Source organism: Streptomyces sp. CRN 30 (assembly GCF_034105845.1).
The window spans coordinates 1-14,797 of record NZ_JAVRHI010000437.1; the positions used below are offsets into that span (position 1 = coordinate 1).

Below are 14,797 nucleotides of genomic sequence, written 5' to 3' on the forward strand. Positions count from 1 at the left end.
CGGATGGCGCTACGCGCACCCCCACCGAAGCCGCACATGCGCCGCAGGCCCCCCCGCCCCCCGCCCCCGACTCACTGGTCGGAAGAGAACCGCACCGCCCCCGCCGGAATCCGCGCGTCGCACCACACCCTGACGCCCTCTCTCAGCTCGTTGTCCGCGCCGATCACCGCGCCGTCCCCGATCACCGTGCCGGTGACCACGGAGCGGGTACCGACGCGGGCCCGGTTCCCGACGAGGGAGTCCGTGACGACCGCGCCCGGCTCGATCACCGCGCCCGGCAGGATCGTCGAGCCGAACACCCGTACCCCCTCCGCGATGAACGCCCCCTCGCCCACCACCGTCCCGCCGGACAGCTTGGCGTCCGGCGCGACCGTCGCCGTGGGAAGGACGAGCCGGTCGCCGCAGCGACCAGGGACCGCTGGGGACGGCACCCGGCCCAGGACCAGGTCCGCCGACCCCCGCACGAACGCCGCCGGCGTCCCCAGGTCCAGCCAGTACGTCGAGTCGACCATCCCCTGCAGATGCGCCCCCGCCGCCAGCAGCTCCGGGAACGTCTCCCGCTCCACCGACACCGGCCGCCCCGCCGGGATCGTGTCGATCACCGACCGCCGGAAGACGTACGCCCCCGCGTTGATCTGGTCGGTGACGATCTCCTCCGGCGTCTGCGGCTTCTCCAGGAAGGCCAGCACCCGCCCGGTGCCGTCCGTGGGGACCAGCCCGTACGCCCGCGGGTCCGTCACCTTCGTCAGGTGCAGGGAGACATCCGCGCCCGTCGCCCCGTGGGTGCGGACCAGCGCCCCGATGTCCAGCCCCGTCAGGATGTCCCCGTTGAAGATCAGCACCGGCTCGTCGGGCCCCGACCGCAGGCGCGACGCCACGTTGCGGATCGCCCCGCCCGTACCGAGCGGCTCCTCCTCCGTCACGTACTCGATGTGGAGCCCGAGCGAGGAGCCGTCCCCGAAATACGGCTCGAACACCTCGGCCAGATAGCTCGTCGCGAGCACGATGTGCTCGACCCCCGCCGCCTTCGCCCGCGCCAACTGGTGCGTGAGGAACGGCACCCCCGCTGCCCTGACCATCGGCTTCGGCGTGTGCACCGTGAGCGGGCGGAGCCGCGTGCCCTTGCCGCCGACCAGGAGGATCGCTTCTGTCACCTGTCGTCTCTGCTTCCTGCCGGGACCGGCCGAACTGTCTTTCGGCCGGTCAGTGTATGCAGAGTCCCCCGCGCTCAGCGGCCCTGGTACTTGGCCGCGGTCGAGCGGGCCGTGCCGAGCTTCTTGTACAGCTGCGCGCCCGGACAGCTCGTGTTGAAACCGTCCCGGTGACCTGAGATCACATTGAGTCGTACGTTCTTGCCTTTTCGGTAGAGATTGCCACCCGCGGACTTCAGGTATGTCCGGCCGCGGGGATTCATCCCGTACAGACCGACCTTCCACGCCGTCAGCCGGGCCACCGCACGGACCGCCGCGGCGGACGGCTTCTTGCTGCCGTACGTGCCGAGAACGGCGATTCCCATGCTGTTGGAGTTGAACCCGAGGGTGTGTGCGCCGAGGACCGGCTTCGCCACACCACCGGCCCGGCCCTCGTAGATCTTTCCGCACTTGTCGATGAGGAAGTTGTAGCCGATGTCCCGCCAGCCCATGCTCTTGACGTGGTAGCGGTAGATACTGCGGATGACTGACGGCGCCTGGGAGCACTTGTAGCCGTTCCCGGTGGCGGAGTGGTGGACGAAGGCCGCCTTGACCTTCTTCGTGTACCCCAGCCTCTTCTCCCGCAGGCTCTCGTCCGCGCGCCAGCCGCGCCGCGTCACGATCCGGGGGCGCGGCCCGATGTACGGCTTGGCCTTGGCGGGCGCGGCCTTGGGCTGTTCGGCCGGAGCCGCTTCCCGCGCGGCCGGTTCGGTGAAGTACCCGGCAAACCCGGCGGTGAGCGCGCCGCTCCCGTACGGTTCCGGGTCCTCCCCCGGGTCGACCAGTTCGAGCCGCATCCCGGCCGGGACGGCCCGCGTGCCGCTCTCCGGCCGGACCCGCACCTCCACCCCGTCGGAGTCCCCGACCCACAGCGGCGCGGTGGCGCCCCGCACCCCGCCGGAGTCGTGCTCCGCGGTCCCGGGGTCGGCGCCGTGGTCGGCGTTGTGGGTCCCGAGGTCCTGCCAGCCGGACCAGGCGCCGCTGCCCACGCCGCGGACGCGGACCTGGACGCTGCCGTGCACCTCGCGGTCCGGGTCGTCCCAGACGACGCCGACCAGCGAGAAGCGCCGTACGTCGCGGCGGGGCACGCCCTGCTCGGCGGCGGCGCCGGCCCGGTCCCGCGCCAGGCTCCGCAGCGGCAGCGACTGGGTGCTGCCGGACACGGGGTCGGCAACGGGGCCGGCGGCGGAGACAGCCGCGGAGTCGGCGGCGGGGACGGCGGCAGGACCGGAGACGGGAGGAGAGACGGGAGCGGCGGCCGGGCCGCTCGCCGCCGCGGGCGGAGCGCTCGCCGCCGCGGGCGGGGCGAGCGGAAGGGCGAGGGCCGCCGCACAGGTGACGCCGATCGAGGAAGCAAGGAATCCACGCATGCCCCTGATCCTGGACATGGTCATACAAACCTGTCTATTCAGAACAGGGCGGGCGGGGGAGCCCGTTCCGCCGAACCGGTGGCCGGGTACGCCCCGGCGGCCCGGTGCGCGACGCGCTGTGCCGCGTACGCTTGCGCGGGTGAACGCGACCGACCGCACCCCTGCCGACCTGCTGAGTTCCGCGCTCGCCGCGGACCCGGGACGCCCCCTGGTGACCTTCTACGACGACGCCACGGGCGAACGCGTCGAACTCTCGGTGGCCACCTTCGCCAATTGGGTGGCCAAGACCGCCAACCTCCTCCAGGACGAACTGTCCGCCGAACCCGGCGACCGGGTCGCGCTGCTGCTGCCCGCGCACTGGCAGACGGCGGTGTGGCTGCTGGCGTGCGCGTCGGTCGGCGTCGTCGCCGACGTGGCCGGGGACCCGGCGGCGGCGGACCTCGTCGTGAGCGGGCCGGACCCGGAGACGCTGGACGCGGCCCGCGCGTGCTCCGGCGCGCGGATCGCGCTCGCCCTGCGGCCGCTCGGCGGGCGCTTCCCGCAGCCGCCCGAGGGGTTCGCGGACTACGCGGTGGAGGTGCCGGGGCAGGGCGACCGGTTCACGGCGTACGCGCCGGTCGACCCGGAGGAGCCCGCGCTGATCGTGGCGGGACGGGAGTTCACCGGCGCCGAGGTGGTGGAGCGGGCCCGCGCGGAGGCGACGGCGCTGGGGCTCACGGGGCCGGGGGCGCGCGTCCTGTCCGGACTGCCGTACGACACGTGGGAGGGGCTGCACGCCGGGCTGTACGGGCCGCTGGCCACGGGCGGCTCGGTGGTGCTGTGCCGCAACCTGGACCGGCTGGCGCCCGATCCGCTGGACCAGCGGATCGAGTCGGAGCGCATCACCGTGACGGCCCGCTGACGCCGCCCGGACGGACACCACTGCGGACCTCCGCCGCCCGGACCGGCACCACTCCAGACCTCCACCGCCCAGACCGGCACCACTCCAGACCTCCACCGCCCGCCGCCCGCCCCGCGCCGGACGCCCTCCCCCGTTCGGCGCACCCCACCCGCCCTCCCGCCCGCTTCCGGGTCATGATCATGAGAAGCGAGCACGGCAGGAGGAGTGCCAGAGTGACCGACACCGGGGCGGGTTCCGAGGACGGCGACGGCACTCTCGGACCGGGCGCGGGCGCCTCCGCGACCGGCACCGGACTGCGGCACCGCAGGCGCCGGCGGTGGCTGCGGCGGTCGGGCCTGGCGGCGGCCGTGTTCCTGACCGGCGCCGCGGGGATCGGCTGGACGGTGTACACCAAGCTCAACGGCAACATCACGCCCGACGAGGCGGCCGCCGCCGAGCTGGCCCGCTACGACAAGGAGCGGCCGACCTCGCTGGTGCGCGGCGCGCAGAACATCCTGCTGATCGGCTCGGACTCCCGCTCGGGCAAGGACAACTCCCGGTACGGGCGGGACCCGGGGACCGAGCGGTCGGACACCGCGATGCTGCTGCACCTGTCCGCGGGCCGGAACAGCGCCACCGGCGTCTCCCTGCCGCGCGACCTGATGGTGGACGTGCCGGGCTGCCGGCGGCCGGACGGGTCGCGCTCGGAGCCGGCGTTCGCGCAGTTCAACTACGCCTTCGAGGTGGGCGGTTCGGCCTGTTCGATCCGGACGGTGGAGAAGCTGACGCGGATCCGGGTCGACCATCACGTGGTCGTCGACTTCCACGGCTTCAAGGAGATGGTCGACGCGGTCGACGGCGTCGAGGTGTGCCTGTCCCGGCCGGTCGACGACAAGGACGCCAGGCTGCGGCTGCCGGCGGGACGGGTGTCGCTCAGCGGGGAGCAGGCGCTCGGTTACGTCCGGGCCCGCAAGTCGCTCGGCGACGGCAGCGACACCGACCGGATGGAACGGCAGCAGCGGTTCCTCGGGGCACTCGTCAACAAGGTACAGAGCAACCGCGTCCTGCTGAACCCGGTGAAGCTGTACCCCGTCCTCAACGCGGCCACGTCCTCCCTCACCACCGACCCGGACCTGGCCAATCTGCACGGTCTGTACCAGCTTGTGCGCGGGCTTCGCGACATCCCCACCGAACGTGTGCAGTTCCTGACCGTTCCACGGGAGTCGTGGCCGCAGAACGCCAATCGCGACCAACTGACGGAGCCCGCGGCGCAGAAGCTTTTCACGCGGCTGCGGACGGACGAACCGGTCACGGTCGCGGAGAACGCCTCGCGCCGCTCGGACGGGGGCAACGGCCCCGCGCGACCGGACCGCGGCGATCACGGCACGTACGGGAAGGGCGACGGAATGTCGACCGGAAAGCGCGGCGACGAGCCGTCGGGAGACGCTTCCCCGGCGCCGACGTTCCGCGGGAACACGGCCGCCGAGGACCCCTGCGAGTAAAGCGGGCTCCAAGGTCGTACACAGTTATGGGCTCGGGTTCGCAAGAATGGGCGGATTGCCGCTTGTAAGCGACGTGGAATTCGTCACCGGCGTCGCCTTACGGCGAACCGTGCGGTTAGTGTGAGCGATCCGGTGTGCCCTACCGCGACTTCTGTTCTCGGTCGGGCCCTGAACGACCGAGACCCGAGCGCCTGGAGGGGAAAGGCGCCGCGTGGCCCCGACGGAGGATTCGGACAACCGTGGACGCGCAAGGCCGTGGGCGGGCGGACGACATCGACCCCGCAGACCAGTGGGTACTCAACCCGCACACTGGCGAATACGAACTGCGACTGAGCCCTTCCGCTCCGCAGCCGACCGTTCCGGGCCCCCGCAGATCCGCCTCCGGCAGATCCGCCGGCCGCGGGGACAGGGGTGAGGCGGAGGGGACCGCCCCCGCGGACGCGCCGCGCGGGCGCCGGACCGCTCCCGCGCCGGGCCGTGACGTTCCGCCGCAGCGCAGACGCCGGGGCGCGCCCGCGCCCGAGGAGCCGCCGCCCGGCCGGCGGGGCCGCCGCCCGGAGAAGAAGAAGTCCAAGGCCCGCAAGGTCCTGCTGTGGACCGGCGGCACGATGGCCTTCGTCATCCTGGCCACCGCCTCGGCCGCGTACTTCTATCTGGAGCACCTCAACGGCAACATCACGGCCGTCTCCGACGACGGCGCGAGCACCGGTGGCTTCCAGAAGGACAAGGCGATCAACATCCTGCTGATCGGCACGGACAAGCGCACCGGCGACGGCAACGAGGGCTACGGCGACGCGGGCAGCGTCGGCCACGCCGACACCAACATCCTGCTGCACGTCTCCAAGGACCGCTCAAACGCCACCGCGCTGAGCATCCCCCGCGACCTCATCGTCGACGTGCCGGACTGCCCGACGGAGCAGGAGGACGGCTCGACCAAGGTCATCCCCGGCACCACCGGCGTGCGCTTCAACACCAGCCTGGGCCAGGACGGCCGTACGCCCTCCTGCACGGTGCGGACGGTCACCGAACTGACCGGGGTGCAGCCCGACAACTTCATGGTCGCCGACTTCAACGCGGTCAAGACGCTGACCACGGCGGTCGGCGGCGTCGAGGTGTGTCTGGCCAAGGACATCGACGACGAGGACTCGCACCTGAAGCTGTCGGCGGGCACGCACACCATCGAGGGCGAGCAGGCGCTGGCCTTCGTGCGCACCCGGCACTCCGTGGGCTTCGGCGGCGACCTGAGCCGCATCGAGATCCAGCAGCAGTTCCTCGGCGCGCTGATGCGCAAGCTGAAGTCCAACGACACCCTCACCAGCCCGTCGAAGATGCTGAAGCTGGCCGAGGCGGGCACCGAGGCGCTGACCGTCGACTCGCAGCTGAACAGCATCGGCAAGCTCAAGGATCTCGGTCTCGAACTCGGCAAGCTCAACGTCAAGAACCTGACGTTCACCACGATCCCGGTGATCGACAACCCGGCGGAGACGGTCAAGTCGACGGTCGTGCTGAACGAGTCCAAGGCCCCCCAGGTCTTCGACCTGATCAAGAACGACGTGTCCTTCACCGAGGTCAAGCAGGAACAGAAGAAGGAGAAGGCCGCCGTCGCCGCCCGGCTGAAGGGCACCAAGGCCGACGCCTCCGAGGTCCGCGTCCGCGTCCTCAACGGCGGCGCCGAGACCGGCAGCGCGCAGGAGGAGCTGACCTGGCTCCAGACCTCGGCCGGGGTCACCAAGTCCGAGAACGCGGGCAACGCGGAGAAGGACCTGAGCAAGACGCGGCTGGAGTACGACCCCGACCAGGCCGACCAGGCCCGCCGGCTCGCGGACATCCTGGGCCTGTCCGGCTCGGCCATGAAGCCCGGCGAGTCCGTCACCAACGCGCAGGGGCTGCCCACCATGACGCTCACCCTGGGCAAGGACTTCAAGGGCGCGGGCGTCAAGCTCAACTCCTCCTCCGCCGACACCTCGGACGTGGACAAGTCCACCGCCGACGAGGTGAAGTGCGCGCAGTGAACCTCGTGGCCGCCCTCGTCGTCTGACAGGGCGGCCACTGCCGCCGTACAACCAAGGCGCCGTACAACCAAGCCGCCGTACAACCAACCGGGTCCGTCGTGCGTCCACTTCACGGTGGCCCGGCCGTCGACCTCGACGCCGGGGCGGGGCCGCCGTGACAGGCGGATAGTGTGAACGCCCAGTGCCCCACCGCCGTGAGGCCCGCCCACCGGCGTCGCGTACTTGTTGATTTCGACGGAGGATCCGGACAACCGTGGACGCGCAGGGCCGTGGACGGGCCGACGACATCGATCCCGTGGACCAGTGGGTACTGAACCCGCAGACCGGTGAGTACGAACTGCGGCAGACCCCGCCGGCATCTCCCGTGCCGGGCCCCCGCACGGCCCCGGCACCCGCGCCGGGCCGTGACGTACCGCCGCAGCGCGGACGCCGGGGCGCACCCGCACCCGAGGAACCACCGCCCGGCCGCCGCAGACGCCACCCGGGGAAGAGGAAGTCGAAGACCGGCAAGGTCCTGCTGTGGACCGGCTCCACCATGGCCGTCGTCGTCCTCGCGGCCGGCACCGGCGGCTACTTCTACCTCAAGCATCTGGAGGGCAACGTCTCCACGACGGACGTGGGCGACGCGGGCTCCAGCAGCTTCCGCAAGGACGAGGCGTTCGACATCCTCGTCATCGGCACGGACAAGCGCACCGGCGAGGGCAACGAGGGCTACGGCGACAAGGGCAGCGTCGGCCACGCCGACACCAACATCCTGCTGCACGTCTCCAAGGACCGCTCAAACGCCACCGCGCTGAGCATCCCCCGCGACCTCATAGTGGACATCCCCGACTGTCCGACCACCGGGGAGGACGGCACGGAGACGGTCGTCCCGGGGCAGCTGGGCGTCCGCTTCAACCGGAGCCTCGGCGAGAGCGGCCGGGACCCGAGCTGCACCATGCGGACCGTCACCGAGCTGACCGGCGTCAAGCCCGACCACTTCGTGATGGCGGACTTCAACGCGGTGAAGACGCTGACGAGCGCGGTGGACGGCGTCGACGTGTGCGTGGCGCACGCCGTCGACGACAAGGAGTCGAAGCTCCAGCTGCCTGCCGGGAAGTCCACGGTCGAGGGTGAGCAGGCGCTCGCCTTCGTCCGTACCCGGCACAGCTTCGGCAACCAGGGCGACCTGGACCGGATCGGCGTACAGCAGCAGTTCCTCGGTTCGCTGATGCGCAAGATGTCGTCGAGCGACACGCTGACCAGCCCCACCAAGCTGCTGAAGCTGGCGGAGGCGGCGACCGAGGCGCTCACCGTCGACAGTGCCATCGGCAGCGTCGGCACGCTCAAGGACGTGGCGCTGGAGCTGAAGAAGGTGCCGCCGAAGAACATCTCGTTCACGACGGTGCCGGTGAACGACAACCCGGCGGAGACGATCAAGGCCACCGTGGTGGTGCGCCAGTCGGAGGCTCCTCAGCTCTTCGACCTGATCAAGAACGACGTCTCCCTCACCGAGGTCAAGCAGCAGGAGAAGAAGGAGAAGGCCGCGATCGCCGCCCGGCTGAAGGGCGTCAAGGCCGACGCCTCCGAGGTCCGCGTCCGCGTCCTCAACGGCGGTGCCGAGGCCGGCAGCGCCCAGCAGGAGCTGAACTGGCTGCAGACCCAGGCCGGCGTCACCAAGTCCGAGAACGGCGGCAACGCCGAGAAGGAACTGAGCAGGACCCAGGTCGAGTACGACCCCGGGCAGGCCGACGAGGCCCGCCGGCTCGCCGATCTGCTCGGGCTGTCCGGGTCGGCCATGAAGCCCGGTGAGAGCGTCGTCAACGCGCAGGGGCTGCCGACGATGACGCTGACCCTGGGCCAGGACTTCAAGGGCGCGGGCGTGAAGCTCGGCTCGTCGGCGGCCGACGCGAAGAGCGTGCGGAAGTCCACGGCCGACGAGGTGAAGTGCGCCAGTTGAGCACGGAGGGGGCGCCGGTGGACCCGCGCGGCCCGGGGGCGGGGAGGAACACGCGGTGAAGACGAAGGACAGCGCTCCGGAGGCGCCGGAGGCGGACATATCGCCCAACGGCCAGGACGCCGGAGACGGCGGGGAGACTCCCGGCATCCCCGACACCCCCACCGGGGGCGGTGCGCACCGCCCCCGGCGCAGACGGCGCCGCGTGCTCCGCTGGACGGCGGTCACCCTCGCCGTGGTGATGTGCGGCGCCGCCGGTGCCGGCTACGTCTACTACCGGCACCTCAACGACAACATCAAGAAGGACGAGCTGAACCTCGGTGACAGCAAGGTCGCCGAGCCGACGCCGAACGCCGCCGGGCAGACGCCGCTGAACATCCTGCTGATCGGCTCCGACGCGCGGGACAGCGAGGAGAACCAGAAGCTGGGCGGCGCCCGCGAGACCTTCGGCTCGACGCCGCTGGCCGACGTCCAGATGCTGGTGCACCTCTCGGCCGACCGCACCAACATGTCGGTCATCAGCATGCCCCGCGACACCCTGGTGCAGATCCCCAAGTGCACCGACCCCGACGACGGCGAGGTCTACCCGGCGAGCGACGGCCGGACGATGGCCAACCAGAGCCTCGGCCACGGCGGCCCCGGCTGCACGGTGGCCACCTGGCAGGAGCTGACCGGCATCCACATCGACCACTTCGTGATGGTGGACTTCGCCGGTGTCGTGTCGATGGCGGACGCGATCGGCGGCGTCCCGGTCTGCGTGGACGCCAACATCCACTCCCGGGACGGCCAGGGGCACGGCTCGGGGCTGAAGCTGGAGGAGGGCACCCACCCGGTCAAGGGCGAGCAGGCCCTGCAGTGGCTGCGCACCCGCTACGGCTTCGAGGACGGCAGCGACCTGGCCCGCGCCAAGGCGCAGCACATGTACATGAACTCGATGGTCCGCGTGGTGCGCGAGAACGCCACCCTGAGCAATCCCAACCAGCTCCGCAACCTGGCCGAGGAGGCCACGGAGGCGCTCACCGTCGACTCGGGCCTGGACACCGTCAAGAAGCTCTACGACCTCAGCAGTGAGCTGCGCACGGTGGAGCCGAAACGTATCACCATGACCACGATGCCCAACCGCTACGTGGGGGCGCGGGTCGAGCCCACCGAGGACGCCGAGCAGCTGTTCCGGCTGGTCAGGGAGGACATCGCGCTCGACGGCAAGGACGCGGAGAAGGACCCGGAGGCGACGGCCGGGGCGACCGCCGACGCCGACCCGGCCGCCGACGACGCCGACATAGCCGTACAGGTCCGCAACGGCACCGGGTCCGACACCCTCGCCCCGGTGAGCGGACGCGCGAGCGCGGTGACGGGGCTGCTCGCGGGCAAGGGCTTCACCTCGGCGGTCGCCGACGCGGGCGCGGCGGACGGCGAGGAGACCACGGTCCTGCGCTACCCGAGCGCCGACCTGGAGGGCGACGCCCTGCGCGTCGCCGAGGCCCTCGGAGTCCCGAAGGGCGCGGTGAAGCGGTCGACGGAGGTCACGGGCGTCACTCTGGTCGTCGGCGCCGACTGGCGCGAGGACACGGAGTACGAGGCGCCGGAGCAGGACGACACGACGCCCGAGACCGCCGACGCCCTCAACGGCGCCGACGACTCGGCCTGCATGCACGTGAACCCGGCGTTCACCTGGTCCTGAGGTCCCGGGGTCCCGGGGTCCTGAGGGACGGTCAGCGGGCGCCGGCCGGGTCGGCGTCCGCGTCCGCCCCGGGCATGACGGCCGGGCGCCGCGAGGCGATCACCTTGCGGGCCAGCGCCTTCGGGCTGGTCAGGAAGCCCCAGCCCCAGCACATGTGCATGGTCGCCAGCGCCACGGGAATCCGCAGGCGGGCCTTGAGCGGCAGCCCCTTGCCCGCCGGGACCGAGCCCGCGACGATCGCCGCGAGGTAGGCGCCGGGGACCACGAAGCCCCACGGGGTGAGCACCGCGCCGACCACCACACCGGCGGCGATCACGCAGACCGCGGTCGGCGGGGCGAGGTAGCGCAGGTTGATGGAGCCGGAGTGGTAGCGGGCGACGACGTGCCGCCAGCGGCCGTAGTCCTTGTACTGCTTGGCCAGCGCGCGCACGCTCGGCCGGGGCCGGTAGGAGACCCGCAGCTCCGGCGAGAACCAGATCAGGCCGCCGGCCTCACGTATGCGGAAGTTCAGCTCCCAGTCCTGGGCGCGGATGAACTCCTCGTTGTAGCCGCCCTGCCGCTCCAGGGCCTCGCGGCGGAAGACGCCGAGGTAGACCGTCTCGGCGGGGGCCGCCGCGCCGCCGGTGTGGAAGGCCGCGTTGCCGACGCCGATCTTCGAGGTCATGGCGGCGGCGACCGCGTGCTCCCAGTCGTTCTCGCCCTCGGCGTGCATGATGCCGCCGACGTTCTGCGCGCCGGTCTCCTGAAGGAGCCGTACGGCCGTGGCGATGTACCCCGGCGAGAGGATGCCGTGGCCGTCGACGCGGACCACGACCGGGTGCCGGGACGCCTTGATCGCGGCGTTCAGCGCGGCCGGGGTGCGCCCCGTCGGATTGGGCACGGTACTGACCCGGGGGTCCTCGGCGACGAGTTCGGCGGCGATCTCGTCCGTACGGTCCGCGGAGGGACCGAGGGCGATCACGACCTCCATCTCGCCCGGATACTCCTGGGCGAGGATGGCCTTGACGGCGCCGCGCAGATGACGTTCCTCGTTGAGGACGGGCATGATCACGGAAACGGCGGGGAGCCGCACGTCGGACTTTGCGTTCATCGGTGCTCACGTTACCGCGAACGGGGGACACGGGTGCGCGCCGCCGGGGCCGCTGCCCCGGTCCGCAGATCGTATGGGCCTACGGTGCTCAGGATTCCCCGTCCGTCCGGCACCAGGGCCTGTCCCCGCGGAGGTGTCCCTTGTCCACGCCGCCCCGCTCCCCCTCCTCCCGGGTCCCGGCCCGGCGGGCGGCGCCGCCGGCCCGGCGCACGCCGCCGCGTCCGTCCCGGCCGCCGGGGCGCCGGCGCCGCCGGCCGCGCTGGGCCGTGCGGGTGTCGACCGCGCTGTCCGCGGTGGTGCTCGCCTCCGCCGGGATCGGGCACGCCGTCCTCTCCCACCTCGACTCGGACATCGCCCGGGTCGACGCCTTCAAGGACATGAAGAACCGGCCGCGGGCCGGGCACGGCATGAACGTCCTGCTGGTCGGCACCGACGGCCGGGACCGGGTCACCGAGGAGGAGCGGCGCCGGTTCCGCCTCGGCGGCGCGCCCTGCCACTGCACCGACACGATGATGATCGTGCACATCTCGGCGGACCGGGAGCGGGCGACCGTGGTCAGCCTGCCGCGCGACTCCTACGCCGAGACGCCCGGCCACACCGACCGCAACACCGGCGAACGGCACGAGGGGCACCCGCTCAAGCTGAACGCGGCGTACGCGGAGGGCGGGCCGCAGCTGACCGTCCGTACCGTCGAGGCGATGACCCGGGTGAAGATCGACCACTATCTGGAGGTCGACTTCACCAGCTTCATGAAGACGGTGGACGTCCTCGGCGGGGTCCGGATCTGCACGGCGCAGCCGCTGAAGGACAGCTACACGGGGCTCGACCTGCCGGCCGGCAGGCACACGCTGATGGGCGGGCAGGCGCTGCAGTACGTCCGCTCCCGGCACCTGGACGGCGCCTCGGACCTGAGCCGGATGAAGCGGCAGCAGCGGTTCATGGCGGCCACCATCGACCGGGCCACCTCCTCGGGCATCCTGCTGAACCCGATGAAGTTCCGGGACGTGACCCGGGCGGTGCTGGGGTCGGTCCGGGCCGACAAGGGCTTCGGCACCGACGAACTGCTGGCCCTCGGCCGGGCGATGCGGAACTTCTCGCCGTCGTCGTCGGAGTTCACCACCGTCCCGATCGGTCAGATGGGGTACGCGGTGAAGGGCGTCGGCTCGACCCTGAAGTGGGACCCGGCGGCGTCCGGGCGGCTCTTCACGGCGCTGCGCGAGGACCGGCCGCTGTCCGTGCCGAAGCCGGTGCCGAGGACCCCGGTGGAGCGGGTCCCGGTCGACCCGAAGCAGATCCGGGTGCAGGTGGAGAACGGCACGGAGGCCTCCGGGCTCGGCAAGCGCGTGGACCAGGAGCTGCGCGCCACCGGGTTCCGCACCACCGGCGTGCCGTCCAACGCCAAGCACCCCGACGTCGAGCGGACCGTCGTCTTCTACGACCCGCAGTGGGACAACTCGGCGAAGTCGCTGGCCGCGGCGCTGCCCGGCAGTGAGCTGCGGGTGGAGCGGGGTCGGGGGCCGACGCTCCTGGTGACCGTCGGCGCCGCCCACAAGGAGGTGCGTCCGGTGAAGCCGGAGGAGCCGCCGCAGGAGACGGGCGCCGTGGTCCGCGGCGACGAGGTGGTCTGCGGCAAGGAGTGAGAGCGGCCGGGACAGACGGCGAGGGGCCGGGCGGGCGGCGAGGACCGGAACGAACGGCGAGGGCCGGGGCGTGTGCCGCCCCGGCCCTCGTTCTCGTCGCCGTCCGGCTCAGTTGCCCGTGACGGTGACCTTCTCGTCGTTCTTCAGCTCCTCGACGAGCTTCTTCACCTTGGCGTCGTCCCAGGCGAGGTTGCCACCCGCGGCGTTCCCCGCGATCGGCATGTTCAGGGAGGTGCCGTCGCCGCCGCTGACGCCCTTCATCGCCCAGAACATGCTCGCCAGGTCGAACAGGCCCATGTCCTTGTCGACGACCAGGGAGTCCAGGCCCGCGCCCATGGTCGGGTACAGCTTGAACGGGTTGAGGACGGTGGAGGGCGTCGCCACCTGGCTCGCCAGGGCGGAGAGGAACTTCTGCTGGTTCTTGGTGCGGTCCAGGTCGGAGCCGGCCAGCGCGTAGCGGGTGCGGACGAAGGCGAGGGCCTCCTCGCCGTTCAGGGTCTGCTTGCCCTTCTTGAGGTCGGCGCCGGACTTGGTGTCCTTGATGTCCTGCGGGATGTCGATCTCGACGCCGCCGACCGCGTCGACGATGTTGGCGAAGCCGCCGAAGCCGATCTCGACGTAGTGGTCGATGCGCAGGCCGGTGTTGAACTCGACGGTGCGCACGAGCAGCTCGGGGCCGTCCTCGGCGTAGGCGGCGTTCAGCTTCACGTGCCGGCCGGTGCCCTGGTAGGTCTTGCCGGACTCCGAGCCCTTGAAGGTGGGGATCTCGACGTCCGAGTCACGGGGCAGCGACACCAGCGTGGAGCCGTTGTCCCCGGTGTGCAGGATCATCATCGAGTCGGTGCGCTTGCCCTCGGCGGAGCCGGTGTGCAGGTTCTTCTTGTCCTCGTCGGACATGCCCTCGCGGCTGTCGGAGCCGACGATGAGGTAGTTGGTGCCCTCGCCGGCCTCGGGGCGGTCGATGACCTTGGAGAGGTCGACCTCGCGGTTGAGCTTGGAGTCGGCCCAGAAGTAGGTGGCGACGGAGGTGACGACGAGGACGGTCACCAGGGTGATCGCGGCCCACTTGATCCGGCGGCCCCAGTTCGGCGCGGGGCGCGGGGCGCCGGGGCCGGGGCCGGCCGGGCCCTGGCCGCCGGGGGTGCCGTACACCTGGCCGGTGTTGTAGCCGCTGTCGTAGCCGCCCTGTCCGCCGCCGTCGACGTACGTGGGCTGCTGGGGCACCCCGCCGCCGTACGGCGGCGCCTGGCCCGGACCGGGCGGCGTCTGGCCGCGCCGGACCTGCCGCATCACTCGGGCGCTCTCGGGCTGCGCGTTCGCGCTGCCGCGTCCGTACCGGCCGCCGTTGTCGCCGGGCCTTCCCTGGGGCCATTCGCTCATGTGGACCAGTGTGCAGGTCCCGGCTGTGCCCTATACAAGGGTCGTCGGAAAATCAGGGCACCCCTGTTGCCAAGCTGACACAAATTACGCCCATGTCGTCGCGGCATAAGGTGGAG

Annotated in this window: 10 protein-coding genes; 6 read left to right on the top strand and 4 right to left on the bottom strand. The window is 71.7% G+C overall.

What is annotated here, in order from left to right; translation table 11 throughout:
- Nucleotides 1–71: 71 nt before the first annotated feature.
- Nucleotides 72–1,154: an NDP-sugar synthase gene (locus tag UW392_RS47895; protein WP_320781659.1), complete on the bottom strand. Its 1,083-nt coding sequence runs from the start codon at nucleotides 1,152–1,154 to the stop codon at nucleotides 72–74.
- A gap of 74 nt (nucleotides 1,155–1,228) precedes the next feature.
- Nucleotides 1,229–2,560: a peptidoglycan recognition protein gene (locus UW392_RS47900; protein ID WP_320781660.1), complete on the bottom strand. Its 1,332-nt coding sequence runs from the start codon at nucleotides 2,558–2,560 to the stop codon at nucleotides 1,229–1,231.
- Nucleotides 2,561–2,699: 139 nt separating this feature from the next.
- Here UW392_RS47900 and UW392_RS47905 point away from each other — a divergent pair, with 139 nt between their 5' ends.
- The 5 genes from UW392_RS47905 to UW392_RS47925 all read left to right on the top strand — a co-directional run bounded on the left by UW392_RS47905 (nucleotide 2,700) and on the right by UW392_RS47925 (nucleotide 10,571).
- A complete protein-coding gene (locus UW392_RS47905) occupies nucleotides 2,700–3,461 on the top strand; it encodes a TIGR03089 family protein (RefSeq protein ID WP_320781661.1) in 762 nt (253 codons plus the stop codon).
- Nucleotides 3,462–3,673: 212 nt separating this feature from the next.
- Complete coding sequence (locus tag UW392_RS47910) at nucleotides 3,674–4,942, top strand: LCP family protein (RefSeq protein ID WP_320781662.1); 1,269 nt, start codon at nucleotides 3,674–3,676, stop codon at nucleotides 4,940–4,942.
- Nucleotides 4,943–5,181: 239 nt separating this feature from the next.
- Complete coding sequence (locus tag UW392_RS47915) at nucleotides 5,182–6,954, top strand: LCP family protein (protein WP_320781663.1); 1,773 nt, start codon at nucleotides 5,182–5,184, stop codon at nucleotides 6,952–6,954.
- A 253-nt stretch (nucleotides 6,955–7,207) separates the two neighbouring features.
- Complete coding sequence (locus tag UW392_RS47920) at nucleotides 7,208–8,893, top strand: LCP family protein (protein WP_320781664.1); 1,686 nt, start codon at nucleotides 7,208–7,210, stop codon at nucleotides 8,891–8,893.
- A 55-nt stretch (nucleotides 8,894–8,948) separates the two neighbouring features.
- Nucleotides 8,949–10,571, top strand: a complete 1,623-nt coding sequence (locus UW392_RS47925; protein WP_320781665.1) for an LCP family protein — start codon at nucleotides 8,949–8,951, stop codon at nucleotides 10,569–10,571.
- A 31-nt stretch (nucleotides 10,572–10,602) separates the two neighbouring features.
- Here the strand turns inward: UW392_RS47925 and UW392_RS47930 are convergent, their stop codons facing one another.
- Nucleotides 10,603–11,661 carry a glycosyltransferase family 2 protein gene (locus tag UW392_RS47930; RefSeq protein ID WP_320781666.1) on the bottom strand — a complete coding sequence of 353 codons (1,059 nt, stop codon included), beginning with the start codon at nucleotides 11,659–11,661 and terminating at the stop codon, nucleotides 10,603–10,605.
- A 266-nt stretch (nucleotides 11,662–11,927) separates the two neighbouring features.
- Here UW392_RS47930 and UW392_RS47935 point away from each other — a divergent pair, with 266 nt between their 5' ends.
- Nucleotides 11,928–13,301 carry an LCP family protein gene (locus UW392_RS47935; RefSeq protein WP_320781708.1) on the top strand — a complete coding sequence of 458 codons (1,374 nt, stop codon included), beginning with the start codon at nucleotides 11,928–11,930 and terminating at the stop codon, nucleotides 13,299–13,301.
- Between the two features lie 108 nt (nucleotides 13,302–13,409).
- Here UW392_RS47935 and UW392_RS47940 read toward each other — a convergent pair whose 3' ends face one another.
- A complete protein-coding gene (locus tag UW392_RS47940) occupies nucleotides 13,410–14,681 on the bottom strand; it encodes an LCP family protein (protein ID WP_320781667.1) in 1,272 nt (423 codons plus the stop codon).
- Nucleotides 14,682–14,797: the final 116 nt, after the last annotated feature.